19 protein-coding genes are annotated in these 24,068 nt (G+C 64.0%); 3 read left to right on the top strand and 16 right to left on the bottom strand.

From position 1 onward, the window contains the following. Window positions 1-122: 122 nt before the first annotated feature. Window positions 123-665 (bottom strand): gamma carbonic anhydrase family protein, encoded by a 543-nt coding sequence (locus IE168_RS10925; protein ID WP_189498212.1) that lies wholly within the window; start codon window positions 663-665, stop codon window positions 123-125. A 332-nt stretch (window positions 666-997) separates the two neighbouring features. On the opposite strand from IE168_RS10925, the gene IE168_RS10930 reads away from it, so the two are divergent. After that, on the top strand, window positions 998-2,188 hold the full coding sequence (locus IE168_RS10930) for a tyrosine-type recombinase/integrase (RefSeq protein WP_189498214.1): 1,191 nt from the start codon (window positions 998-1,000) through the stop codon (window positions 2,186-2,188). Between the two features lie 268 nt (window positions 2,189-2,456). Here IE168_RS10930 and IE168_RS10935 read toward each other — a convergent pair whose 3' ends face one another. The 4 genes from IE168_RS10935 to IE168_RS10950 form a co-directional block, all read right to left on the bottom strand. Beyond that, on the bottom strand, window positions 2,457-3,587 hold the full coding sequence (locus IE168_RS10935) for a beta family protein (protein ID WP_189498216.1): 1,131 nt from the start codon (window positions 3,585-3,587) through the stop codon (window positions 2,457-2,459). A gap of 1 nt (window position 3,588) precedes the next feature. After that, window positions 3,589-4,803, bottom strand: coding sequence for an ImmA/IrrE family metallo-endopeptidase (locus tag IE168_RS10940; protein ID WP_189498218.1), 1,215 nt, complete (start codon window positions 4,801-4,803; stop codon window positions 3,589-3,591). Next, window positions 4,793-5,062: a type II toxin-antitoxin system HigB family toxin gene (locus tag IE168_RS10945; protein WP_189498220.1), complete on the bottom strand. Its 270-nt coding sequence runs from the start codon at window positions 5,060-5,062 to the stop codon at window positions 4,793-4,795. The genes IE168_RS10940 and IE168_RS10945 overlap by 11 nt, the downstream gene beginning before the upstream one ends. A gap of 439 nt (window positions 5,063-5,501) precedes the next feature. Beyond that, entirely contained in the window at window positions 5,502-6,344 is an 843-nt protein-coding gene (locus IE168_RS10950; protein ID WP_189498222.1) for a hypothetical protein, read from the bottom strand. Window positions 6,345-6,465: 121 nt separating this feature from the next. Between IE168_RS10950 and IE168_RS10955 the strand changes: the two genes are divergently transcribed. Beyond that, window positions 6,466-6,747 carry a helix-turn-helix domain-containing protein gene (locus IE168_RS10955; protein ID WP_189498224.1) on the top strand — a complete coding sequence of 94 codons (282 nt, stop codon included), beginning with the start codon at window positions 6,466-6,468 and terminating at the stop codon, window positions 6,745-6,747. Between the two features lie 80 nt (window positions 6,748-6,827). Here the strand turns inward: IE168_RS10955 and IE168_RS10960 are convergent, their stop codons facing one another. From IE168_RS10960 to IE168_RS14850, 10 genes are all read right to left on the bottom strand, one after another. Next, window positions 6,828-8,222, bottom strand: coding sequence for a hypothetical protein (locus IE168_RS10960; RefSeq protein WP_189498226.1), 1,395 nt, complete (start codon window positions 8,220-8,222; stop codon window positions 6,828-6,830). Window positions 8,223-8,324: 102 nt separating this feature from the next. Next, complete coding sequence (locus IE168_RS10965) at window positions 8,325-8,840, bottom strand: hypothetical protein (protein ID WP_189498228.1); 516 nt, start codon at window positions 8,838-8,840, stop codon at window positions 8,325-8,327. A gap of 511 nt (window positions 8,841-9,351) precedes the next feature. Then, window positions 9,352-12,696, bottom strand: coding sequence for a DEAD/DEAH box helicase family protein (locus tag IE168_RS10970; RefSeq protein WP_189498230.1), 3,345 nt, complete (start codon window positions 12,694-12,696; stop codon window positions 9,352-9,354). 1 nt (window position 12,697) lies between these two features. After that, entirely contained in the window at window positions 12,698-16,018 is a 3,321-nt protein-coding gene (locus IE168_RS10975; RefSeq protein ID WP_189498234.1) for a site-specific DNA-methyltransferase, read from the bottom strand. A 51-nt stretch (window positions 16,019-16,069) separates the two neighbouring features. Continuing rightward, the gene (locus IE168_RS10980) at window positions 16,070-16,951 is read right to left on the bottom strand and encodes a hypothetical protein (protein ID WP_189498236.1); all 882 of its coding nucleotides are present in this window, start codon (window positions 16,949-16,951) and stop codon (window positions 16,070-16,072) included. Continuing rightward, entirely contained in the window at window positions 16,948-17,919 is a 972-nt protein-coding gene (locus IE168_RS10985) for a hypothetical protein (RefSeq protein WP_189498238.1), read from the bottom strand. The genes IE168_RS10980 and IE168_RS10985 overlap by 4 nt, the downstream gene beginning before the upstream one ends. Window positions 17,920-18,012: 93 nt before the next feature. Then, a complete protein-coding gene (locus tag IE168_RS10990) occupies window positions 18,013-20,889 on the bottom strand; it encodes an SNF2-related protein (RefSeq protein WP_189498240.1) in 2,877 nt (958 codons plus the stop codon). Next, on the bottom strand, window positions 20,886-21,128 hold the full coding sequence (locus tag IE168_RS10995) for a helix-turn-helix domain-containing protein (RefSeq protein ID WP_189498242.1): 243 nt from the start codon (window positions 21,126-21,128) through the stop codon (window positions 20,886-20,888). The genes IE168_RS10990 and IE168_RS10995 overlap by 4 nt, the downstream gene beginning before the upstream one ends. Before the next feature lie 460 nt (window positions 21,129-21,588). After that, a complete protein-coding gene (locus IE168_RS11000; protein WP_189498245.1) occupies window positions 21,589-22,401 on the bottom strand; it encodes a helix-turn-helix domain-containing protein in 813 nt (270 codons plus the stop codon). 4 nt (window positions 22,402-22,405) lie between these two features. After that, on the bottom strand, window positions 22,406-22,867 hold the full coding sequence (locus IE168_RS14850; RefSeq protein ID WP_425490154.1) for a helix-turn-helix transcriptional regulator: 462 nt from the start codon (window positions 22,865-22,867) through the stop codon (window positions 22,406-22,408). Between the two features lie 51 nt (window positions 22,868-22,918). On the opposite strand from IE168_RS14850, the gene xth reads away from it, so the two are divergent. Continuing rightward, a complete protein-coding gene (gene xth / locus IE168_RS11010) occupies window positions 22,919-23,689 on the top strand; it encodes an exodeoxyribonuclease III (protein WP_189498249.1) in 771 nt (256 codons plus the stop codon). A gap of 63 nt (window positions 23,690-23,752) precedes the next feature. Here the strand turns inward: xth and IE168_RS11015 are convergent, their stop codons facing one another. Beyond that, complete coding sequence (locus tag IE168_RS11015) at window positions 23,753-24,019, bottom strand: GlsB/YeaQ/YmgE family stress response membrane protein (RefSeq protein ID WP_189498252.1); 267 nt, start codon at window positions 24,017-24,019, stop codon at window positions 23,753-23,755. Window positions 24,020-24,068 lie beyond the last annotated feature (49 nt).

The following is a 24,068-nucleotide window of genomic DNA, read 5'->3' on the forward strand; positions in this document are numbered from 1 at the left end:
ATCCGCAACCCCGCCCCCTACGATGGTGCCAAGCTCTTCGCCACCCTGCAGGCTTGACCGAGAACAGAGTGTCTACAGGGAGGCGGCGCGCGGGCGATGGCCCGGGCCCGCCGCAACCGGCGTCAGCCGGCTGCCAGGTATTCGTCCTTGAGGCGCACGTAGTGCGCGGCGCTGTACAGCAGGCCCTCGACCGCCGCATCGTCCAGCACCCGCACCATCTTCGCCGGATTGCCGAGCCACAGCTCGCGGCTGCGCACCACCTTGCCCGGCGGCACCAGCGCGCCGGCGCCGACGTAGCCATGGTCCTCCACCACCACCCCGTCCATCACCGTCGCGCCCATGCCGACCAGCGCGCCGTTGCCGATCGTGCAGGCATGCACGATCGCGCCGTGGCCGATGGTGACGTCGTCGCCGATGATCGTGGGATAGCCATCCATGCGCGAGTGCGGGCCGCGGTGGCTGACGTGCACGATGGTGCCGTCCTGCAGGTTGCAGCGCGCGCCGATGCGCACGAAGTTGACGTCGCCGCGCACCACCGTGCCGGGCCAGATCGAACTGTCGTCGCCGATCACGACGTCGCCGATGACGGTCGCGGCGGGGTCGATGTAGACGCGCGCACCGAGCGTGGGCAGCGTGCCGCGGTAGGGACGGATGTTGTGGGCCATGCATGGATTCTAGCCCGGCGACCGTCGCGCCCATGGATGACCCGACCCGGCGGGCACGCCCCGGTCCGCGCTCGCCCGCGTCCGGCCGGGCCGCGCGGTTTGCCCCGGAGGCCGCCGGACGGGATCATGGCCGGATGAAAATCGCCAGCTGGAAGGTGCAGTGAGAAATCACGGCGTTTCAGGATGTCTCATGACGACGACATTTCACATTGTATTTCAGCTAGTTAAGTGATCTCCGAGACCCAGGAGTGTTCAGGAGCACCCACCGCATCCAACTTTTGTGGGGGTATCGCTGGGGGTATTCTGGAGGCCCCCAATGCTGGCTTCCCCCCATGCTGACTGCCGTCCAGATCAACGCAGCCAAGCCCGCCGCGAAGGCCTACAAGCTGTCCGACAGTGGCGGCCTGTACCTGCTCGTACAGCCCACCGGCGCCAAGCTCTGGCGCTACAAGTTCCGCCTCGGCGGCGTGGAAGGACTCGACGCCCTTGGCAGCTACCCCGAAGTGTCGCTGGCGGAGGCACGCAGAGCGCACAGCGACTCCAGGCGGCAGGTCGCCGAAGGCATCAACCCGGTCATCGCCCGGCGAGATCGCAAGCAAGCCCTGATCCAGGCCAGCCTCTCCCGCGAGAAGGGCTCCTTCGAAGTCGTCGCCGCCGACTGGAGCGCGGCCACCGCGCACGGCCTGCGGGCCTCGACAGTCCGGCAGCGGGAGCGGGAGCTTGCCAAAGACCTGCTCCCAAAACTCAAGGCCCGACAGATCAAGGACATCACCCGGGTCGAGATCAGCAGCCTGCTGAAGGCGGTCGAGAAGCGGGCACCGGAAGTCGCACGAAACCAGCGCAACCACCTGTGGGGCATCTTCGAGTACGCCATTGACAGTGGCCTTGTGGACGCCAACCCGGTCCCGTCCATCCGAGTACTCAAGAAGCGGGATCAGGAAAATCACCCCGCGCTGACGCCAGAGGAGATCGGCGCCTTCCTGCGCGATCTGGACGACCGCACCCGCCTCAACGAGCAGACGCGGATCGCCATGCTGCTGGTCATGCTGACCGCCTGTCGCAAGAACGAGATCATCGGCGGCAGGTGGGACGAAATTGACCTCAAAACTGGGGAGTGGGAGATCCCCGCCGAGCGCATGAAGAACAAGCGACCGCATTGGGTTCCGCTCTCGGCTCAGGCGATCGCGCTATTGAAGCAGCTGCGGGAGCTTATCCCCGGCAACTCCGCCCTCCTCTTTCCGAACCGCCGTGACCCCAAGCGCCCGATGGCCAACCGAACGCTCAACGCGGTCATGGAACGACTGGGCTACAGCGGCAAGGGTACTCCGCATGGCATGCGTGCCAGCTTCAGCACCCACTTCAATGGGCTGAGTGCCCATGCCGATGTGATCGAGCTGTGCCTGGCGCATACGCCGATGGGGAAGACTCGCGCGGCCTACAACAGGCACCTGTACAAGGATGAGCGGCGAGAGCTGCTGCACGAGTGGGCAGACTGGCTGGACAACCAGCGCCATAGACACTGAGCAGCTGCACGCGCTGCAACAACGGCATCAATCGACGGGACTCCGATTTTCAGGTTTCGGGCTGCGTGACCTAGCAGCTATCGATCCAAATCGGACGTTTATCCCTTAGGCATGGCGGCCAAAGACTTCTGGATTGGACCTCTTCGAACACCGCGGCGCTACGATCGAGCTCGGCAACGCCCCGTTGCCGGGGCGTGTCTGGTAGGTAGGGCTTCAGAAGGAGGCCAGCGGGGTCCTCACTTGAGACGCTGGACGAGCGAAGCTCGCATTAGGCCGTCGTGGCACTGGCGGTGGAGACCAGTACGCGCTCGAACTCCCGCACCTCTTCGACGACGAATGCCAAGTGGTGGCTGGTGTCATAGGCGATCCACTTCGTATGACCGTTCTTCACAGGCAAGCCGTTGCTGCAATCAGCGATGATCTGGTCGCCCCAGCTGAAGCCCGGCAGGAACTCTTTTGCGTTGGCGATTTCCGTGGCGACCTTCGGCATCTGCAATGCCCAGCCGCCCGCAACCGAGTGGCCACGCGATACCAGGAATGCCTTGTCACAGGTGTACCGGATCTTCGCGTTGGCGTTAGGGTTGCGAATGGAATCATTTGAGCTGGGGCCTCGCACGCCATAGTCACCGAAAACCAGGGGGATGCCGCTGAACTCCATGCGGAGCGCTTGCCACAGCAGCATCTCCTTGCGGATCACCTTCGCAGTGCTGTCCTTCTTCTTAACCGCCAGGTCGACCGACTTAGGCATCGACGACCCTGCCGTCGCGATGTACCGGAAGCCGTACACACTGAGCAACTCCAACACGCGAGTTGCATCGCTGGTGATGTCGATCAGCGGCTTGCTCGTCAGGTCGCCGAGGTCAAGCAGGACAGCACACTCCGCCGGGCTCAACTGCATGTCCTCGAGCATCTCTTCCATGCGGGCGTGGAACACGTCCGGTTCCGCCGCGTCCTCGACCGCGCTCGCTTCGAGACGGAAACAGAGGTAGGGAGCGCCGGACAGATCAAGCCCGCGCATCGCGAGCTGGTAGAGCTGATCGTCCCAGCGGTCATATCCGACCACGGGCACCACCGTAACGCCTTGCCCCTTGAGGCTGGCATGGAGATAGGCCAGCGTGTGCTCTCCCGTTTCAACCGTGGCATCAGGGGCCCAGTTGAAGGCATCGGCAAGCACTAGGCCGCCCTTCCAACACTTCCCGATACTTTCGGCGACTTCGTCCAGGTAATCCGACACCGGCGTGAGACTGTTCTGGTATTTCTTCGCCTTCTGCCTGTTCTCGCTGATGACGGGAACATCGAAGAGCGGATGGATGACCGCTGCGTGCGCTGCGTCGATGTGCTTGGACGCCTCGAACTCGCTCGTAAGGGACTTCAGGATGGGGAGATACTTCGGAGCCATGTCACACCTCACTCGAAGACGGAAAGAACGACCGGACTTGCTGCTGCCCAACTAAATCGGCGAACGCCGTGTAATTACCGGACTCCTTTCGGAGCCTGCCGGCAACGATGGCCGGGTGTATACGAAGCTCTCTAGCTAGCTTTTCGATCGTCTCCCTGCTGGGGGAAAGATACGCCTCGCTTCGGCGCCACATGACTCTTGGAATGAAAGCTTCGCGCGCTAGCCGGTTCGCCTCCGCCTCCCGGCGGTCTTCGGACGACGCATCCAAGTCGTCCAAAAAGGCCTCGTCGCTGCCGACGTGCTTCCAGACGTGCGCGACCTCATGGACGAGCGTGAACCAGAAGTTGTCGAGCCTGTCGTATCGCAGGGTCAACCCAACGATAGGTGTGCCATCCGCATCCTTCAATGCGGCGCCGTCGAGTTGAGTCCCCTTGAGGTGGGGCTCGATCACCACGGCGATGCCGTGACGCTCCAGGAACTCGACCGCCAGAAGCGGCCCCCGCTCGGACCAGCTCAGCTGAGCAAGCTCACGCAGGAAACCCGCAGACAGCTTCTCGGGCTCAAAAGGACCCAGCCTCGGCTTCATTGCGCGCGCCTGCTGAATCACGCGAGCAAGCCACGCATATAGCGCATACCTGGTCGTCGGCGAAGCTGCCTCACCGCCGATGCTGCGGCGGAATGCTGCTGCCCCGAACTGGAGCCCGGCGTCCTCGATGAAACCCTTCACCAGCTCTTCGACACCGGTCTTCGCCTTTGCAGAAACGTCCGACAGCCACCCGCGACGCGCAATTTCCTTGAGAGGAAACTTCGACCAATCGACGTTCGTCTTGTCCGACGTGGCGTGATCTTCCGGGGCAGACAGCCCCACCAGCGTCTCAGCCGAGATGCCGAGTCCGATGGACAGCGCCCGAATCATCTGGACCGTCAGCGGACGCTTACGACCCAGTACCTCGGACACTCGGCTGCGAGTCCCGAAATATGGGACGAGATCGGCTTGTTTAAGCCCCTTTTCTTGCATGCGGAAGAGGATGGCGTCGACGGGGTCAGGTGCCTCAATCGGAAATTTGCTGTTCTCGTAGGCCTCGATCAGGACGGTAAGAAGTTCAAGCCGGTCGCCCTCCGCGGAACCCGCTGAGGGCTGGCGCGCCATGAGTTCCTGCACCTCCCGCAGGTAGGTGAGGTACTGCTCTTCGGTGCGGATAACCTTAGCGTCCATAGGAATTGTCGATGTTGTTCATTTCGAGGATCAGGGCTACGCCCTGTGCGAAAGCGACCTGGAGCCGCAGCCAGTACCCGCTGGTTCCGATCTGGAAGAGGAAGTCGCCGCCAGGGCTCGACCGCGCGTTCGGGAACTGTTCGGTTACGTCCTCTGGCCTTCTCCAGTGCGCGTGCGCCACCTCTGAGCACCAGCTGCGGAGCCAGCGATCGACGTCTTCAGTCCCCCGTTTTAGCTTGTCGCGGCCAATGAGCTTCATGTTCTGTGTTCCCGATTTGGGAACACTTTATCCGCAGAGATTGAGAAGGTCAAGTGTTCCCGTAATGGGAATCTTTGGCCGACTGCCCATCGTCTAAGGAAGGGGGAAGGCTTCCCATGACCATGCCTTCAAACCACCTGACCCAGCTCGCTTTTTTAGGCGCTGGTCAACCCCACAGCTCGCTCTGAATCAGCCAGCATGTCCCTGATCGCCCGTATCGAGGCGTTGAGCCGCGCAGGAGGTCGAGCCCGAACCGGTACACGCGGCCGGGGAAGGGGAAGGAATGGGGTCATGGCTCCGGTGCACTCCGGACATCAAATGATCGCTTCCTCCCAGACCGTCCGCTCTTGGCCAAAGTCGGCCGGCGCGGTGCCGCTAATCAGCATCGACTTGCGTGCCCACTGTCTGCAAGAGCCAGTTGGCCGGAGGAGCAGCCTGCCTAGAACTCACACCTGTACCAGTTGTCCGGGTCATCCCAGACGTTCTCTTCCGGCGGTGTAGCCCGTAGGAAGCGGCCGTTTGAGGCATCAAAATGCCGCACGATGCGCACGCGGATCCGACCGGTATCGGGGCTGACCTGCTCTGTGTAGCCGGCGAATCCGATCAGTCCGCGTTTTCTGCACACGGTCGCGCCGATCTGGCGCTTGGCCGGCGCCTCGAGCTGCAGCAGTGCTTCCTGCTCCCGCTGCCGCTCGCGGTTTTCCTCCTGAGCCAGCGCTTCGGCCAGCCGGGCGGCACGATCTGCTTCTGTCTTTCGTTCAGCTACCAACGCTGCTGGTTCCTCGCGCACCAGGAAGTCGTCCCCGGTGTAGCCACGCGCCAGCCAGAATCTTTGGTCCCAACGATCGCCGATGTCGCAATCGCTTCGGGTAAAGACCCAGGTCCTGTTCTGGAGCTCCTGCGTCTCCATATCGATCGCGGCGAAATGCTGGACCACGGAGCGACAACCGGCCTTGTCCTTCTTTTCTTCAAGGATGATCTTCTCGTCCGGCTGCCGGCGCGCCCAGGGAATCAGGGCATACCGTCTCCCATCGACACGGGCCTCGCGGCGGATCGTGTACGAGCCCGGCTCGATGTACCAGAGTCCGGAGAATGTGACCGGGACCAGAGGCGGGCTGATGTGTGCGTGGACGCCCTTCGAGGTCTCCACGGTGACCACCACCTCGGGATCCACGAAGATGGTCTGACCGTTGGCGGCAGCTTGGCCAGCAACAGCGGCGCTTCCGCTGCCAATCCCGACGACAACGATCGCGCGTGCCCATTTGCGGAGAGCGCTTCCCATGCGTGCCCCTTCCCTGTAACCGGTTTGCAAGCGCCCGGATAGCGCTCCAACCCATTCTATACGTTTTTTGTATATCCGAAAATCGGATATAGCGTCGGTGACCGCCCTGCCTGGAGCGGTCATGCCGAAGTCCATCCATCGTCCCGAGCACACCGTCCTGTGCGCGCTGTTGCGGGAAAAGCGGCTGGCGGCGGGCTTGCAGCAGACGGAAGTATCGGCACGCCTCGATCGACGCCAGCCGTTCGTCAGCGATGTTGAGCGAGGCGTCCGCCGCCTCGACCTGATCGAGCTGCAGGACCTCGCAGGTATCTACGGGGTCGACTTCATCGAGCTGATCAAGGAGTACCTGGAGCGGGTCCAATCCAGCGCACCCAAGGCGGGCAAGAAGGGGCAGCCCAGGTAGGTACCGCGGGATACTACGTCCGCTTGAAGGTTGTCGTCCCTCGGCTGTCGGCGACATTGCGACCAACCGAGCGTGGCCAATCAGCCCGGCGCGGGCAACAGCCCCATTGGCTCAGAACCACGATAGCGGCTGCGCAGTAGCTCCGCTGCCTGCCGCAGCGCTTCGTACTGCTCCCGCCTGGCCCGCCCCTTGGACGCAAGCCAGCCCGAGCCCACACCCGCCAGCAGACCCAGCCACCACGTCTGGGTCACGACCATCGCCACCTTGGCAGCTGCGCCCGCTGCGCCCACGCGTGCGCCCCTGGAGCCCAGTTGGCTGGCGCGCTCGACCCAGGTCATCTTGGGATCCAGCATTAGCGAGAGGCTGATTACAGCAAGCCCCAGTACTGACGGCACGAGGTCACCCACACCGAACTCCGCGCCACCGGCCGCAGCCTGCTCCACCGCGGTCTGGAGCGATGCCTCGGTGATGCCGCTGTTGGTCACACGCTCCGCCATTCCCATGGCAACCAGCTGCGCGTGAACCTCGCTGGTGGACACCACATCGATACCGGGATAACGCTCCAAGGCGTCCAGGACGTATTGGGCGGATTCGGTTGCCTTGGCCTGGATTGCATCCACAACCTGGCCCTGCTCGTCCAGGATGCGGATATCCCACTCCGACTGGGTGGCCGAGCCCGCAAGATCGGCGTGGAGACCGTCGGGAAGGCCGCCGTTGTTGAAGTGCTCGACGAGCTCGATCTCGAACAGCTTGCCCTTCACGCCCGAGACGAAGCCCGGCAATGCTTCCGCAGGTAGGCGGTCGACAACATCGGCAAAGCTCTCCGTAGTTGCGAGACCGGGGTACGCCAGTTCGAACGCCCGCAGGACCTCCTCGGGAACCTCGTCAGGGTGGTCGAGCACGTACGCCAGGGACACCCCGCCCACGACAAGCAGGTCCAGCAGCTCGTCGCGACGGCGCCCCTCCTGTGCCGATTGGACCCGCTGCTCCAAGCGCTCAGAGTCGCGGCGGATCCTGTCGCCGTACTCCGCAATCTCGCGACGAAGCTCGTCCAGATCATTTCGGCTCAAGGCGACACTGTCGATCGCTTCCGAGACGACCGAGGTGCCACCGAGTGCAAATCCGCCAGTCGCCGCACCCACTGCCGGCGCCGCCTTGGTGGCCAGCTCCCCACCGGCACGAATTCCGGCTCCAGTCAGCGCCACCCCTTTTCCAAGCAGGGAGCCGGCGCCAGCAGCGGCACGGCCCAAGGCGTCGTCCGACCCTGCGGCTCGTGCCTTGAGCTGCTTTTCCGCCTGCCGCCCCAGCTGATCGGCGGCCGCCCCGGCTTTGGCAACCGCCCGCCCGGTAGCCTCAATGGCGGAACGTACGCCGCCCGAAATCGAGTCCTCGTGCTTGCTGACGAAGCTCGCCGCCCCGTAGGTTGCATCGGCCAAACCCTTGATGGCGGCCTTGCCGGCCTTGATCCATTTCATCGGTTCCCCCCAAACCGCAGCCGTTCCGATACTGGGAGCCGATCTTCCCGCGGTCAAGGCCACGAAATTGCCCGCTCAGCAGGGACAAGCCGACGGCAAGCCCTACGACCAGTCATCGGACCCGAACGATGTTGCGGAGTCTTCGCTCCAGCCAGTGTCGCCCAGCGACACGTCGGTGCCGTAGTGCGAGAAATCGTCACTCGACGAGAAGCCACTCGCGTTCCCGCCGGTATCGATCCCACCCGGGCCTCCTGCAACGAGAGCCAGCCCGGTTGCCGGATTGACGTACAGCTCATCGGCGTCGGAAGAGTCCAGCTCGGCGGCGGGAGCAAACGCACTGACGTCGCTGCCCCTCCACCACCAATCGTTAGCGGGTTCTTCCAGCGGCGGGAACAGGAAATCCTGGGGCTCCTGGAAAGGATTACCGGCGTCCAGGCGGCTCAGATCATCCAGCTCGAGGAGTTGCAGTCCATCCCATGAAGGGCCTGACTCCACGTCGTCGTCCACCGGAAACACCCTTGATTCCAGCGTGGATCCGACCCGTTCGTCCGTGCGGTCAGGCGCAAGCCACCACAGCAACACGCCCAGTCCAAGAAAGAGCAGCACCAAGCCGGCCATCGCACCCTCCAGAGGAACAGTACCGAAGCGGTACATCTCCAGAAATCACGGATTTGTCGGGTCACACAAGATGGTCGAGATTCCCCCAGACCGATCCGGCCGTGATTCCCCTACGGGATCATGCACTTGCGCGACATCGCAGCAGGGGGCAGCTCTTCAATGGTCGAGATTCCGTAGACGACGGCGATACGGAAACTCTGAGGCACTTCAATCTCAACCACCGGAACGCTCGGCCCGGGAGTTCCCCTGGAGCTTCAGACAGTTACGGCGACGTGAATCTCGACCTTCACAGTGCGAAGCTTTGCAGCGACATGCGTCTGCCCTGTTGCTTCCGACCGCATCAGCACGACGAAATCCGCGAATAGATCGAGGGGTCGCTCCGAAGAGATATCAGGGTGCAAGCCCCCGTCGCTCCGCTCCGTGTGGTCCCGCCAGCGCAATCCCCTCTCTTCGGAGCGACCCGGTCACTACCTAGAGATAGTAATCGTGGGGCCAGCGGTTCAAGTCGCCATCACGCCTCCGGCGCCGACTCCCGGATCAATCGCGCCACGTAGCCGTCATCCTCGTCGAACAGGATGTTCCGCTCGGCCATCTTCTGGCGGGTCACCTTCCAGTGCATCTCCATTTCCGCGGCGGACGTGCCCGAGACGATGTAGCTGCGCAGGCTGACGTCCGGATCGGCCATGCGCGCTTCGATTTCCTGGATGGTGCGGTGGAACCGGATCTTCGGATCGTCGATGGTGTCCAGCTGGCGGATGCCCTTGGGGTCGACGAAGCTGATCCGCTGCTTGTTGCCGTCGATGCGCCAGACGATGAAGTCGGGATGGAAGTTGCCGGCCTCGAAGAAGCCGATGCCGCGGCCACGGCTCATGTTGCGCAGCAGGAACAGCGGCCGGTCCGCGAACTCTTCCGGGTGCTCGGCGCAGTAGTCCCTCAGCCGGCGCACGAAGCGCATCTCGCCGTCGTTCAGTGACACCGGCCGGACGCTGATGCTGGCGCCGCTGGCCTTGATCAGGGGCTCGTACAGGTGTCCCTTGAAGGACAGCACCTCCAGCTTCGCTTGGCCGCCGGTGAACGCCCTGTCGGCGAGGCCGGCACGCTTGCGCAGCTCGTCTCCAAGCTGCCGCAGCTGGGTGATCAGCGCCTCCTCGGACTTCTCCACCGAGACGCGGTACACGCCCTGCTCCTCTCCGAGGCCGGCACCGGCCTCGGGGAAGTTGGGGTCGCCGGCGTCCAGCTCGGCGTACTCCAGGTGCGGCTCCTCCCAACCCTTCTTGCGGAAGCTGTAGTAGCGCTCGGCGTACTTCTTCAGCAGCGTCTCGGCGATCTCCTGCCAGATCGCCACCTTGGCGAAGCTGTCCATGGCCAGCATCGCTTCGGGGATCAGCAGGTCGTACCAGTCGCTGTCCGCCAGCAGGCGGTCGACAGCCGGGCGCGGGATGTCGAAATTGTGCCAGCCTCGCTCGTTCTTGAAGCGGATCAGCTCGAACCAGGCGCGATCCAGGTCCAGCAGCGCTACATGCTTCGGCCCCAGCTTGCCGCGCTCGAGCTCGGCCACGCCATCGCCGCCAGCCAGCCCGGCCGCCTTCATCGCCTGGATCTTCGGGTACCAGTTGAGCTGCACCCGGTTACGCAACAGCCAGTGGTCCGCTTCGCCCTGCGGTGGCGCGAGCTGGGGAACCGGCGCCAGTTTCCGGAAGGCGGCGCCGAACGCGGTCTGCACGCCATTGATCTCGGGCTTGAGCCGGATGATCTTGAGCTTGTGCGTGCCCAGGTTGCGCAGCACCGGCAGCACGATCTCCTCGCTATCCTGGTCCGGCGGCAGCCCCTCGTCCTCCAGGAACTGCTTGAACTGGGCCATGTAGTCGGCGTGGACGCCGAACACGTTCAGGGTTTCCAGCAGCTCGATATGGCGTGGACGCTCCACGCCGGCCGGCAGGCGCAGCGCCTTGCTGCGCTTCAGGCTCCAGCCGTAGCCCTTCAGGCGCACGCCACGGCCGAACAGCTGGATGATCTGGGCGCCTTCGCTCTGCCCGATCTTCATCAGGCCCAGGGTGCTGACGCGCCAGCTGTTCCACCCCTCCGTGAACTTGCGTGAACCGATCAGCAGGCTGATGGCGTTGTCACGGTCATTGATCCGGCGGAACAGCGAGCCGGCGAAGTCACGCTCCTCGGCCACCAGCCCGGGCGTGGCGTCGCACAGGTCGTACAGCTTCTTCGCATCGCCGACGTTGATCACCCCGAAGGGTTCGTTGTTGCCCAGTTTCAGGGCCAGCTCGCCGTCGGCACCCTTCAGATACTCGACGTGCAAAGCGCCCCCACCGGGGGCGTTGAACAGTCGCGCACAGATGTCGGCAAACAGGTCGTTGGCAGACAGATTCAACTCGGCCAGGTAGCCGAAGCGATTGGCGAAGATGTTCTTGCCATCGGCCGCCACCAGGCCCTCACTCAACGTCTCAGTGATCGCGCGTTGCGACGCCGCCCGGTCTCCGGCGAAAGCAGCAAGGAACTTCAGGATCTCCACTACGTCAGAAGCTTCGCCCTTGTTGAAGCCCTTGGTGACGCTGCCGCCAACAAAGATCCACAGCGGCCTTTCGAGGTTGAAGTCGCGCAACAGCGCCTGCCTGTCGTCGAACAGACGCCGCTGCTGGTAGGCGGCCAGCAAGCAGGCGACCAGATACTGATGGCGATGCGCGCGCTCGGTATCTTTGTCCAGATTGAGGATCTGGTAGTCCTTGCCGTAGCCGTCGCCGTAGAAGTAGCGGTAGGAATAGTCGAAGACGATGCTGCGGGCGTAGCGCCGCGACAGCGGAACGCTGTCCTTCACTGCCTGCTTGAAGGTGGCCGAGTACTCGAAGGAAAAGCCCTTCTCGCACAGCTGGTCGCGGCGGGACAGCCACTTGCCGGCCTCGCCGCCGGACGCGCCGCGGTGGCCTTCGTCCACCAGCACCAGGTTGCCGGTCTCGAAGGCGTCCACGGCCACGGTCTTGTCGCCCATGTCGTCGGCCAGCTTGTGGATATCGATGATCTCCACCGCCTTGCCGGCGAACAGGCCGCGGGCGTTCTTGTCGAACAGCTCGGCCTCGATGCCGGCGGCCGCGAACTCCTGGAGGTGCTGGTGGCTCAACCCCTCGTTGGGGGTCAGCAGCAGGATGCGGTTGAGCTCGCCGCCGCGACCGGCCTGCGCCAGGTGATGCTGGTACTGGCGCAGGTTGAGGTGCATCAGCAGGGTCTTGCCGCTGCCGGTGGCGCACCACAGGGCCAGCTTGTTCAGGCCCAGCGCGGCGTCCCGGCCCTCGTCCAGCGCCGGGAGCTGTTGGCCTTCGGCCTTGTCGGCGTTGAACTTCGCAATGTGTGCGTTGAGCGCCTGCGCCAGCGCCTGCGGGTCGCGGAAGTAGCGATCCAGGTAGATCTCGACGAACAGCAGGGCGAGGTACTGGTAGTACTTCCAGACCACCGGCCGCTCGCGGCGCAGGGTGCGCTCGGCGTTCAGGGCCAGGGTGTGGCGGACGATGTTCTGGTCGAAAGCCAGCAGCTCGTCGCGGCTCACTCCAGGCAGCTCGCCGGTGATCTGGTTGACCATGGCATGGTGGAAGCGGTGGACGTTGTTCTCGTCCAGGCCTTCCTCGCTGTGCTCGTTGAGCTGGAAGCGCTGCTTGAACGCCTCCAGCAGCGGCACCCGGCGCCCGCCTTCAAGAGGGTAGTAGCCGTCCGTGCTGTCCAACCCGAAAAGGCCGAACAGCCACTGGTTGAGCACCAGCGACTGGGTGAACTCAGGCATCTGCGCGCGGGCACGGGGCCTGTCGGCCGCCTTCTTTGCCGCCTTCTTCGTGGCGGCCTTCTTCAGCGCCGCCATGTCAGTCGGCTCCCTCGAACATCAGGCGCTGGAAGTCTTCCTCGGTCAGGCGCACCTTCCAGCTTTCGTCCTCCAGCCGGATGTTCTCGAGCGTGTTGTCGCCGTTGACGTAGATCAGGTCGAACTCGGCGTCGCGCACGGAGAACGCCTGCTTGTCGCGGAACCAGGTTTCCAGCACCAGGTTGTCCTGCTCGGCGTCGCCGGTGAGCTTGCGCCAGATCACCAGGGTCTTGCGGCCTTCCGGCGTGGTGCCGGTGACGGTGCGGAACCACCACTGCTTTTCTCCCTCCCCTGCTGGCGGGGGAGGGTTGGGGTGGGGGTCGCTCTTGATCTGCTTCAACCGACCCTTCAGCTGCAACCGCCCTTCGCTGTCGCGCTCAAACTCGGCATTGAAGCTACGCGGCGCCGCGATGTGCTGCACGGTCAGGCCCAGCAGCCAATTGAAGGTTTCCAGCAGGTCGACATTGACCGCGCGGCTTTCGTCGCTGCCAGGCGTTTTGACCAGCAGCTTGTAGGCGGTGGGGTCGCTGAAGGCCGCGATGTTCAGCAGCGATGCGCTGCCCTGGGATTCGACGTCCAGCTGGTAGCGCAGCAGGTACTGCTCGCGAAGCCCACCAGGGCCTTGTGCAGCCGGAAACTCCAGCGCTGCCTGCTGTTCATTGGTGCGCGACACGTCGAGGTTGTTAAGAGAGTCCTCATAGGTTTCAGTGCGGACGCACTTAACAAAGCGCGGGCTTTGATTAGCCTCTTCGGCTGTCGCAAGACGTTTTGGACAACCGTCGCCCCATTCCGGGGCAAAGGCCACTTTCTTGATGCGCGGCAGAAGCACCGATTCAAAATAGCTACCCTGTTCGACGAGTACGAATTTCCGTCTTCCGCCCTTCTCTCGATTCAGGTTGATCACCGCATGTCCGGTCGTTCCTGATCCAGCGAAATAGTCGAGAACAACCGCGTTCGACCGCTGAGCGCCGCCGATGTAGATCCCGTCAGCAACCGCGTGCACAGACTTCGGATAAGAGAACACCGACTGCCCAAAAAGCGCTTTCAATACCGCAGTTCCATGTTCTGTAGCTGAATACTTCGCATCGAACCACGACGAAACCGATACTGCGCCTTCTTCATGGGGCCTACGCTTCACATAGACATAGGGCTTGCCGGTTCGATCAGGTCTCACCGCCGTCTGATCAAGGCGCGACATTACGGTTTGCCACTCCCAGCGCCACCTTTTCTCAACGCCATCCTCGTTGTTCGGCCACGCAACAGTTTCGTTTGGATTGGGTGCTTCGAGCACATCCCACTCCCGGCTCTGTTCGTTCCATTCCATTCGCGGAACACGGAGAGCTTCACCTTCCATATAGATCGGGTAGTACATAGAAGGGCGCGCCGCACGATCGGAGTCCGAACCCTCGCGCCGAAGGTTCCGCCACTCAAAAGGCCCTTGATCATCAATTTGAGAGAACCGCGCAGCTTGCGCTTCGGTTGGCGGCATTCTTCCAATCACCGAATCAGAACCATTCCCTGCAAACAGCATGTACTCGTGCGATACAGCGTAACCAGTCTGAGTAGGACGCCCAGAGGGATTGGAACGAACACAAACCGTACCCAACAGTCGCCCATCAAAGTTGGTCGACAGTAGAAAACTAAGCTCGCGCTGCTGCTCGTCATCGATAGCGGCAATGAGAACGCCGTCTTGCGCCATCAGGCTCTTCGACAGGCGTAGACGGTCGTTCAGCAGCGACATCCAACTAGATTCTTTGTAACCGTTCTTGTAATCGATAGCAGAAGCGTCTGTGTTGTACGGCGGGTCGATGTAAATACACTGCGCTCCGTTCCGATAGCGTGCCTGCATGAGCGAGAGAGCTTGGAAGTTCTCGCTGTGTACAAGTACGCCATCCGTCTTCTCATCAAGATCGTCCGATTCGTCCAACAGCCGCGCCACAAATGCCGCATCAAAGTGCCGCGTATCCACCATCAGGCTCGGATGCGCCCGCACGTACTCCGGCGTCAGCGGCTCGCTGTACGCCGGCCGCGTCACATCCGCCGGCAGCTCGTGCAGCGAATGCAGCGCCTTCCATTCCTCCAGCTGCGCGGCGTTCGCGCACACCTCCGGCAGCAGCTCGTCCGGAATCTGTGAGATCGCCACCAGCCAGTCCGAGGCAACCACGAACTTCTTCTTTAACCACAGCTTCTTCTGGAAGTTCTCCAGCTGCGCCAGGAAGTCGATGATCTTGCCGGCGATACGGCGTACCACCTTGATCTTCGACAGGTACTGCTCGACCTTGGGGGCGGTCTCGCTTTCCACATCATCGAGGTGCATCACCTCGTTCTTGATGTAGAAGTCCAGCTCGCGCCGCAGAAAGCCATCCAGGTCCTTGTGGATGAAGTAGTCGAAGGTGTTGCGAGCCGTGTAGCGGCGCAGGTGTGCCTCCAGCCGCGAGTAATCAGCCGGCTCGCCGTTGGCTTTGACATGCGTCTTGCCAAGCTCCGCCAGCCAGTTCGCGAAATCAGCGCCTGCGGCCTGGATGGATGCCACCGCAAAGGCGCTCAGATCCTTCTGCGTGGGCGGTTTCTTCTTGCCGTCGCGCTGGTCGACGGGCCAGTCTTCAAGGGTCGCCGGCCGGTACTCGAAGCGCAGCTCCAGCTCGCCGTCGACCTCGGCGATGAAGTCCTCGTCGGCCAGCACGAATACTCGATCCTTGCCCTCGGCGGCCTTGACGTTGCCGTGTTCGCCCTCGGCTGCATCCACCAGCTTGAAGCGCACGCGCATGGGATCCTCGCCCTCCTGCGCCTCCGGCTTCAGCCGGAAGGCGTAGTCGCGCAGGTACTCGCTGGTCTTGATGTAGTACTGGTCCTTGTTGGCCCAGTGCAGGGTGACCTCCTCGCCTTCGTAGGGGATGGCATACACCCCGGGCTTGTAGACGCGCTTGGCCAGGAAGTCGCCTTCGGAGTAATAGCGGCGGAAGAAGCTGTACAGGTGGTCGTAGACCTCGTCCTCCAGCGCCCCGATGTCCACGGACCCCTTCAGCTGTTCACGCAATTCCTTCACCTTGGGCGCGGATTCCGGGTCCACGCCCGCCTCGGCAAGCTGAGCGACCATCTGCTCCAGCTTCTTCTTCAGTTCCGCGCCATCGGCCGACTGGTACTGGGCAAAAGCTTCCTTCACCTGGGGCAGCAGGTCGCGCTTCAAGAAACCGCTCACCTCATCGGCCTTGGCGTGCATGATCCGGTAGATGCCGAAGTCCAGGTCGGGCTGATTGAGCTGGAACAGCTCTTCGAGCAGGGTGACCAGCTTGGTGAACTTGGCGGGGTGGGTATTGGTCATGGTGGTTCGCTTTCGTTGATGGCGCGCAGCGCCGCTGTTATAGGTGTTCGGTCAAACCTGCTCGACCAGGTCACTCAGGCTGGCGTGGGCTCGGCGGAACGCATCCAGGGTGGTGCCATGCGGTGCCAGCACGCCATTGAGTGCGATGATGTGTGCGTCGCGCAGGTAGTCAGCGACGTTGGCCAAGGCAGCAAGTGCCGCCTGCTTCATGTCGTCAAATTGATCCGGGTACAGCGCCGCCAGCGTCGCACGCCACTCCCCCAGCCATTGGTCTCCGGCCATCGGGGTCTGTTCGCGGGCCAGCCACCACAGGGCGATGGCGCGACCGACGTCCTTGGTGAAGCGCGGCGGGTTGCCGGGCAGGTTGGAGATCGGCGTACGGTCGGGATCGGCATGTTCCAGCAGGTGGGCGAGCGCCATGTTCGCCGGACGCGCGACACGCAGGTCAAACGGCGTGTCCTGCGCGTCGTGCACGGCCACGCGCAGATAGCGGAAGCTGGGCAGGCCGAAGTCGCCCTTGCCGGTGTGGACACGCCGCCAGTGCTTGCGGGCCGCTTGGCCGGGGGCTGGCTCGGCCAGGAGCTCGACGAACCAGGCGTCGCCGTCAGCCGGCGGGCTCAGGCGCAGCGCCGGCAGCTGGTCATCGGGCGTCTCCTGCGTCCCCGGCTGGATGCCGTTGGGGTAGCGCGGCTGCCAGCCTTCGTCCAGCAACAGCTGGCCCAGCGCCTGCGCCGTGGTCACGGCGTCGATGGCAGGGCGAAGGAGCACGTCGATGTCCTTGGTGGCCACGGCGTGCGTGCCCGTGACGTCGCGAAAGGCCCAGGCGGTGGCGATGCTGCCGATGACCACCACGTTCCCGCACAGGGCTGGCGGAACGCGCTCGGCGACGCGCTCCAGCAAGGCGGCGGCATCCAGCTCCAGATGGCGACTCACGGACGCACCTCCCTTGCGTACTGCAGTGCCTGGTCCCGCAGACCCATGTCGAGCAGGGACAGGAACACGTCGCAGGGGTGCGCGCATCGCGCTTGGCCGACGTCGGCCTTGCCGTCGAAGCGCGTTCCGGCGCGCACGAGTGTCAGCACGACCGGCGCGGGGGCGAGGACGTTCGGTTCCGGCTCCAGGCCATCATCGAGCAGTCGCATGACCTCGGCGTCGAAGGTCTTGTCGCTACGCGGGATGTTGGCCACCAGATCAAGGCGCGGCGTGCCGATCAGATCCAGCGCCGGCACATTGGCTTGAGCGACGGGCGCGCCCGACAGGGAGAACGGCTTCCATTGCTTGGCGCCCTGGGGGCCAAGCAGCGGAACTGCCCGCTGCACGAGCTCGGCTGGGGACTTGATCCGGGCGCCCCGCTCGAAGCGGAAGCGCAGTGTCTGGGGCAAGGCGCCGATGCGGCTGAGCTGCTCCATCGACAGCGCTTCGGGCTCGATCTCCAGCCAGCGCAGGCTGTCGATCAGGCCGGCATCGCGCAGGGTGGCCAGGGCGCTGCGGACGGGCGTGGGAGAGGCGCCCAGGGCATCGACCAGGCCAAGCTGGGTGCCTTCGATATGTGCCGCGATCCCCAGCTCCGGCTGTGGGCCGTCGTCCTCTAGGCTGGCACCCAGCAGCAGGCGCAGGACCTCGAACCGGTAGTTGGGGCGATCCACCTGCAGGCGGCCTGGCGGATTGGATCCATCGCCAGCACCCTGTTCGATGACGAGGGCCATGCGTGCACGCACGTGGGGCGCGATCGCCGGGAGCAAGCGCTCCCATTCGCCACGGATGGCAGCTTCGCTGATCACTGGATCGACCACGATCAAGCGGCCGCTGGACCCGTCTGCGGCCAGCCGGGCCGCCAGATCCATGATCTCCGCCCTGAGTTCACGCGTGTTTCGAAGCTGGCTCAGCGTCTTGTGGTTCATGACGGACCGCGCGATCTGGAGGGTCGATCCCGATCAGGAATATTGCACGTTGAATTATTCTTTGCAAGTGATATATCACTTTGCATATTACATTCAGACAATTGACCATCTGATCCTGAACAGGGGAACGCTGTGGCTGCGCTGGTTCAACCGGCGCTCCAGGGCGGCGATCAGCGCGTCGCGCTTGGCTTCGATCTCGTCCTCCACGTCAAAGATCTCCTGCCGCTGGCGGCGCTGCTGACGCTCCAGGAGCTTGATCTCCTCCTGGATGGCGGCCTGTTCTTCCACAGTCGCCGCAGCCCGTGCTCGGCGCTTGGCGTCCTTCAGGCGGGCCTTGGTGTCGTGCATGGCCTGTTCGGCGGACAGCAGCTTGTCTTCTGCCCACTGGTCGAGCCGTTCGCGCTCGGCGTGGAAATAGGCGTTGTTCTCTTCCAGCGCCCTGGCCAGGGCCGCCTCGATCTGCCGGCGGACGTTGGCATCGAAGTTGGGCGGTAAGGTGTCCATCGCGGGCGGACGGGCGTTGGCGCGGCCCGGCAGCTCCAGCAGCCGCTGGCAGGCTTCGGCATCCAGCCATTGCCCGTCGTCGGCCTGGGCGCTGAAGACCAGGTGCTCTTCGAGCTGGAAGCTCTCCAGCTCCAGCAGGTTCAGTTCCAGCCAGCCCGAACGGCTGGGCAACTGCTCCAGCGCGGCGATGCGCTGCGGCGCGCCTGCCAGCGTGAAAGTGACTTCCCCAATCGGGGTGTCGTGACGCCTGCCAGCATCGAGTACGTGCTCGCCCAGGGGGTGGCTGAGGCGGTAGACGTGGCCGTCTTCGGGCAGCGGCTGGCCCTTGCGGATCAGGTGATAACGGCCGGCTTCGGCTTCCGGCGTCGGCGAGGCGCGCAGGTCGAAGGACAGCGTCTGGTCGTCGAACGCGGCGGCACCATCCAGCTCGTGCCGGGTCAGGCGCCAGAACAGTCGACTGATGCGGTCGAGCTGGGCGATGGCCTCGTCACGATGCAGCCGCAGGCGCTCGACCACACCGGCGTCGAACCTGGCCAACAGGGCTTCCTCGGTCTCACGCATGCGCTCGGCAATCTGGTCTTCCAGACCACTGCGCAGGCGGGCGAAGGCGGCATCGATCTCGGCCGGTGTCCGGCAGGTTTCGTAGATTTCCGCGATCTGGCGCTCGATTCCCACGCTCGATTCGATGCGGCCCAGGATCTCGTCGGAGGCGCCGAATACGCCGTCGAACAGGTGGAACTTCTCCGACAGCAGCTCCAGCACGCGCAGGTCGGCGGCGTTGCGCTGGTTGGCGAAGTTCACCACCACCACGTCGTGCTTCTGGCCGTAGCGGTGGCAGCGGCCGATGCGCTGCTCGACCCGCTGCGGGTTCCAGGGCAGGTCGTAGTTCACCACCAGGGAGCAGAACTGCAGATTGATGCCCTCGGCGCCGGCCTCGGTTGCGATCAGGATGTCAGCCTGGTCCCGGAAGTGGTCGATGACGGCGGTACGGCGATCGATCGCGGGACTGCCGGTCACCCGGTCGGTGCCCTGATGGGTGGCAAGCCAACGCTGGTAGATGCCATTGAGCCCGGGATCGGTGGCCCGGCCGCTGAACTTCACTACGCGGCCGGCGTGCCCGTGGGCTTCCAGGAAGCGGGCGAGGTAGTCCTGGGTGCGGACGGATTCGGTGAAGACGACCGCCTTGCGTGCAGCGCCGATGGCGGCCATGCGGTCGAAACCGGTGTCCAGCGCCTTCAGCAGGGCGTGTGACTTCTGGTCTTCACGCACGCCGCGTGCGATCAGCAGGTATTGCTCCAGCTCGAGGATTTCCGCACGCAGCTTGGCAGGGTCGACCTGCGTTTCCGCCTCTGGGTCGGCGTCTTCGTCCGAAGCGCGCTCGTCTTCCTCCTCGTCGAGCAGGTCGGCATCGAGCTCTTCGTCTTCGACCAGGCGGGAGATCCAGTCGTCCTGCTCGGCCTGGCTGTCCTCGAGCCGACGCAGGCGGGCCAGAATGACCTCCAGTGTGGCCACGACCGCCTCTGTGGACGAGGCCAGCAGCTTGCGCAGGATCAGCCCGACCAGGTGCCGCTGGCGCGTGGGAACGCCGTAGCTGTCATCGCGGAGGAGGTAGCCGGACACAAGGTCGTAGACCCGCTGTTCGTCTTCGCCCGGCGTGAAGGGGAAGGTCAGCGGCTTGCGTTCGGTGTACTGCACGTACTCCAGTACGTCGCGGCGCAGGGTGCGCTTGGAGAAGTCTTCAAGCCGCGCGCGCAGGGCGGGAATGGCGGCATCGCCACGCATGAAGCGAGTGCGGAAGCTGACGCGATCGCCGAACAGGTGGTCGTCGATGATCGTCGACAGCCCGTACAGCTCCAGCAGGGAGTTCTGCAGCGGCGTGGCGGTCAGGAGCACCTTGCGCACGCCCGCCAGGCCGCGCTTGATGGCCTGGCCGGTGCGGTGGCTCTCGCGGTAGGCGTTGCGCAGCTTGTGGGCTTCGTCGATGACCGCCAGATCCCAGCGGATGGCGCCGATGGCACGCTCCATCCGCGCTGCGAAGCCGAAGGACACGATGCTGATCACGTCCTGGTCGAGCGGGTTGTAGATGCCGTCCCTGCGCGCCTGCGCCATCGTCCTGGTGTCGAGCACCTGGGTCGGCAAGTGGAACTTCTCGGCCAGCTCCGTGGCCCACTGCTTGCGTAGGGATGCCGGACAGATCACCAACAGGCGGCGACGCCGCTCGGCCCAGTACTGCCCGAGAACCAGTGCGGCCTCGATGGTCTTGCCCAGGCCCACTTCGTCGGCCAGCAGCACGCCCTTGGACAGCGGATTCTGCAGCGCGAAGAGCGCGGCTTCGATCTGGTGCGGGTTGAGGTCGACAGCGGCGTCGAACAGCGCCTGGCCAATGCGATCCAGGTCGCCGCCGCGACGGCGACGCGTGAGTTCCCAAGCGAAGTATTTCGCCTGGATATCCGTTGTCTCGATCATCCTTCCCCTGCTCCGAACCCCTGCTGGCCGCCGCGCTCACGCCGAAGGTCGTCCAGCGACCCCGACGGCACGGATTCGGCGAAGGCCAGCTCCATCCCCAGTACGGACAGTACCGCAAGCTCGAGCCTGGAGAGGGTTTCCTGTGCAAGACCGGCCTGACGTGCGACATCGCCTTGCTTGAGGCCAAGTTTGCGGCGGCGCGCCGAGAGGGCGTGGCCGAGGTCGAGGAGCGTCTGCATTTGATGCATCCATCAAGAATCGAAAGACTGGGCTGGGTTTGATGTATGTGTCAAACCTCGCCGAAACGCGTTGCGGCTGACCAATCTCCCGCCAACTTAGGCTCCGGCCTGGCTTGAGTGATGCTGATCGCTCCAGCCTGAAGGAGATCACCATGCGAGTCCGCCTGATCAGCCACCCGGCCGCCCAGCTCGTCCGCCTGCTGGGCTTCGTGAAGCGTGTCCGGCCTGCAAGGGTCGGACGCGACAAAGAATGGGGCGTACTGGTCGAGGGGCGGGGCTTCACCAGATTGCTCGAACGTGAGCTTCTGGAAGCGCCAGGCCTGCTCCGACCGTCAAGCTCCGCTACACCTCGACCTGTGACGTTTCGCAGCCGTGAGGCTGCGGCGAATTACGCCAGGACCGTGGGACTCCTGCCTGCCGTGCCCCGCTGGCAGCTGGCTGGAGACTCGTAGCGATCTGCTCATTTGTCACCCCGCGCGAAGATGCTCGTGATGTCAGCAATCGCAGCCTGCATAGCCGCCTGACCTTTGGCCTTCACCTCAGGATCCTGCCATCGCAGGAGTTCCAGGCGGCGCGCTCGCTGCTCGACCTCCAAGTGAGCCCTTGTCCCTCTCTCCTTCCTGACCGCCAATGCGTGGTGCGGTGTGAAGCCACCAGTGCGCGCCTTGGCTGCCACCGCTGCAAACCATCCGCCCCAAGGGCCACGGATCGCGCTTGCGCGGAGTGCTCCTGCCAGCTCGTCAACCAGGTCCTGGTGGCTGGCTTGATCTACGCCGTTGAGCAATCTGACTACTACCGACCTTTGCTCCTCATCGAGCTGTGGCAGAAAGCTCCAGTCAATCGCTGCGATTGCCGGCTCGTCGGGTAGTGGTGGATCAGGTTGGTGGGTATGGTTGGTGGTTCGGGTGACGCCCACGACAGGGGGGCGACGCTTCGGCGACACGGGCAGTGGCGTCACGCACGACACGGGTGACAATTTGACGCCCGTGTCATCTGCGGCACGCTTGCGGAGGGCCAACAGATCGACCCTGTAGTCTCTGGAGCGAGCGCCTCCAGACGCGTTACCGACTACGGAAACAAGCCCTTCGTGCTCCAGTTCTCTCAGTAAACGCTGGCATTGGCGCCTTTTGACACCTGCCCGCTTGGCGATGGTGTCCACGGAGGGGAAGGAAAACCCGTGCTCGTCAGCCAAATGACAAAGCACCAGCAGGACGATTTTCCTGCTTGATGGCATGTTTACCTTCCAAGCGAGCTTGTCGTGCTGCCAGCTCATGGCATCAGCCCTGGCGCGCTACCGGATGTCGCGATCCAGACACGTTCGTCTCGTGCGACAAGCAGCGCTCCCGTGCCTCAAGCCATCGATTGATGGCGCTCAGTCGCCAGCCTACGCAGCGGGGTCCGAGCTGCACATGCGGCGGGAAAGTTCCGGCCTTGCGATCGCGATTTATCGCGCTGATCGAGCGGCTTAGCAGATCACTGACCTCACGCAGCCTGAGAATGGGGTCTCCACGATGCATTGCGCTGTCTCCTGGACGCTGGCGGTTGTGCAGGAAAAAGCGTAGGCAACCTCGAGGTGTCACAACTGTGCGAACTGCAGAGTTATCGTGCCGACTTAGCGTTGGCAGCCAGATGCCAGCCGCCGGGCTAACATGCCCAACCACGAAGTCGCTGCGACCGACGGTCGCCACGCGACATTCCAGCGCCACCAAGTCGATATGGGGGTATCGCTGGGGGTACATAGCCCACACTATTTCATTGATGTCCAGCTAAATCAGAATGTTAGATCTCATATGAAAATCGCCAGCTGGAACGTCAACTCCCTCAACGTCCGCCTGCCGCACCTGCAGCAGTGGCTCGCCGCCTTCGCGCCGGACATTGTCGGCCTGCAGGAAACCAAGCTCGACGACGCACGTTTCCCCGACGACGCGCTGGCGGCGCTCGGTTACCGCAGCGTCTTCCTCGGCCAGAAGACCTACAACGGCGTCGCGATCCTCGCCCGCGATCGCGCGATTGCCGACGTGCATTACGGCATCCCCGGCTTCGAGGACGAGCAGAAGCGCGCGATCGCCGCCACCGTCGACGGCGTGCGCATCGTCAACCTGTACGTGGTCAACGGCCAGGACATCGGCACCGAGAAGTACGCCTACAAGCTGCGCTGGCTGGCGGCGGTGCGCGACTGGCTGGCCGACGAGCTGCAGCGGCATCCGCGGATGGTGGTCATGGGCGACTTCAACATCGCGCCCGACGACCGCGACGTGCACGATCCGGCGGTGTGGAACGAGGGCCACATCCTCACCTCCACCGCCGAACGCGCCGCGCTCACCGCCCTGCTCGACCTCGGCCTGCACGACGCCTTCCGCCTGCACAGCTTGGATGCCGGGATCTTCAGCTGGTGGGACTATCGGCAAGCGGCATTCCGCCGCGACCTCGGCCTGCGCATCGACCTGACCCTGGTCTCGGACGCGCTGCGCGCGGAGGCCGTGGCCTCGGGCATCGACCGCGAGCCGCGCACCTGGGAGCGCCCCAGCGACCACGCCCCGGCCTGGGTCCAGCTGGGCTGAGCCCAGGAACGACGAAGGCCCGGCACAGGGCCGGGCCTTCGCGTGGATCGTCCAGGCAGCGCTTCAGCGCACGCTGCCCCGCTTGAACAGGTTGATGATCGCCAGAAGGATGATCGCACCGAGCAGCGAGACGATGAAGCTCATGATGCTGATGCCGTCGTTGATCGAGCCGGCGCCGAGCAGCGGGCCGATCAGCCAGCCGCCGATGAACGCGCCGACGATGCCGACGACAATGTTCAGCAGGATGCCCTGCTGCCCGTCGCGGCGCATGACGATGCTGGCCAGCCAGCCCACGACGCCGCCGATGATCAACCAGATGATGATGTTCATGGTGTCTCCCTGTCATTCGCCCCAACGGCGCGGCGCCAGTCTGGGGACG

Origin of the sequence: Luteimonas padinae (assembly GCF_014652935.1) — a bacterium.
In the GTDB taxonomy this organism is placed as follows: Bacteria; Pseudomonadota; Gammaproteobacteria; order Xanthomonadales; family Xanthomonadaceae; genus Luteimonas; species Luteimonas padinae.

Bases quoted from the DNA above. Each gene is read 5' to 3' on its own strand.
- IE168_RS10965 (WP_189498228.1), bottom strand. From the start codon at position 8,840: ATGGCCGGCTTGGTGCTGCTCTTTCTTGGACTGGGCGTGTTGCTGTGG.
- xth (WP_189498249.1), top strand. From the start codon at position 22,919: ATGAAAATCGCCAGCTGGAACGTCAACTCCCTCAACGTCCGCCTGCCG.
- IE168_RS10930 (WP_189498214.1), top strand. From the start codon at position 998: ATGCTGACTGCCGTCCAGATCAACGCAGCCAAGCCCGCCGCGAAGGCC.
- IE168_RS11015 (WP_189498252.1), bottom strand. From the start codon at position 24,019: ATGAACATCATCATCTGGTTGATCATCGGCGGCGTCGTGGGCTGGCTG.
- IE168_RS11000 (WP_189498245.1), bottom strand. From the start codon at position 22,401: ATGAGCTGGCAGCACGACAAGCTCGCTTGGAAGGTAAACATGCCATCA.
- IE168_RS10925 (WP_189498212.1), bottom strand. From the start codon at position 665: ATGGCCCACAACATCCGTCCCTACCGCGGCACGCTGCCCACGCTCGGT.
- IE168_RS10975 (WP_189498234.1), bottom strand. From the start codon at position 16,018: ATGACCAATACCCACCCCGCCAAGTTCACCAAGCTGGTCACCCTGCTC.
- IE168_RS10970 (WP_189498230.1), bottom strand. From the start codon at position 12,696: ATGGCGGCGCTGAAGAAGGCCGCCACGAAGAAGGCGGCAAAGAAGGCG.
- IE168_RS10945 (WP_189498220.1), bottom strand. From the start codon at position 5,062: ATGAAGCTCATTGGCCGCGACAAGCTAAAACGGGGGACTGAAGACGTC.
- IE168_RS14850 (WP_425490154.1), bottom strand. From the start codon at position 22,867: ATGTACCCCCAGCGATACCCCCATATCGACTTGGTGGCGCTGGAATGT.
- IE168_RS10995 (WP_189498242.1), bottom strand. From the start codon at position 21,128: ATGCAGACGCTCCTCGACCTCGGCCACGCCCTCTCGGCGCGCCGCCGC.
- IE168_RS10955 (WP_189498224.1), top strand. From the start codon at position 6,466: ATGCCGAAGTCCATCCATCGTCCCGAGCACACCGTCCTGTGCGCGCTG.
- IE168_RS10960 (WP_189498226.1), bottom strand. From the start codon at position 8,222: ATGAAATGGATCAAGGCCGGCAAGGCCGCCATCAAGGGTTTGGCCGAT.
- IE168_RS10950 (WP_189498222.1), bottom strand. From the start codon at position 6,344: ATGGGAAGCGCTCTCCGCAAATGGGCACGCGCGATCGTTGTCGTCGGG.
- IE168_RS10990 (WP_189498240.1), bottom strand. From the start codon at position 20,889: ATGATCGAGACAACGGATATCCAGGCGAAATACTTCGCTTGGGAACTC.
- IE168_RS10985 (WP_189498238.1), bottom strand. From the start codon at position 17,919: ATGAACCACAAGACGCTGAGCCAGCTTCGAAACACGCGTGAACTCAGG.
- IE168_RS10935 (WP_189498216.1), bottom strand. From the start codon at position 3,587: ATGGCTCCGAAGTATCTCCCCATCCTGAAGTCCCTTACGAGCGAGTTC.
- IE168_RS10940 (WP_189498218.1), bottom strand. From the start codon at position 4,803: ATGGACGCTAAGGTTATCCGCACCGAAGAGCAGTACCTCACCTACCTG.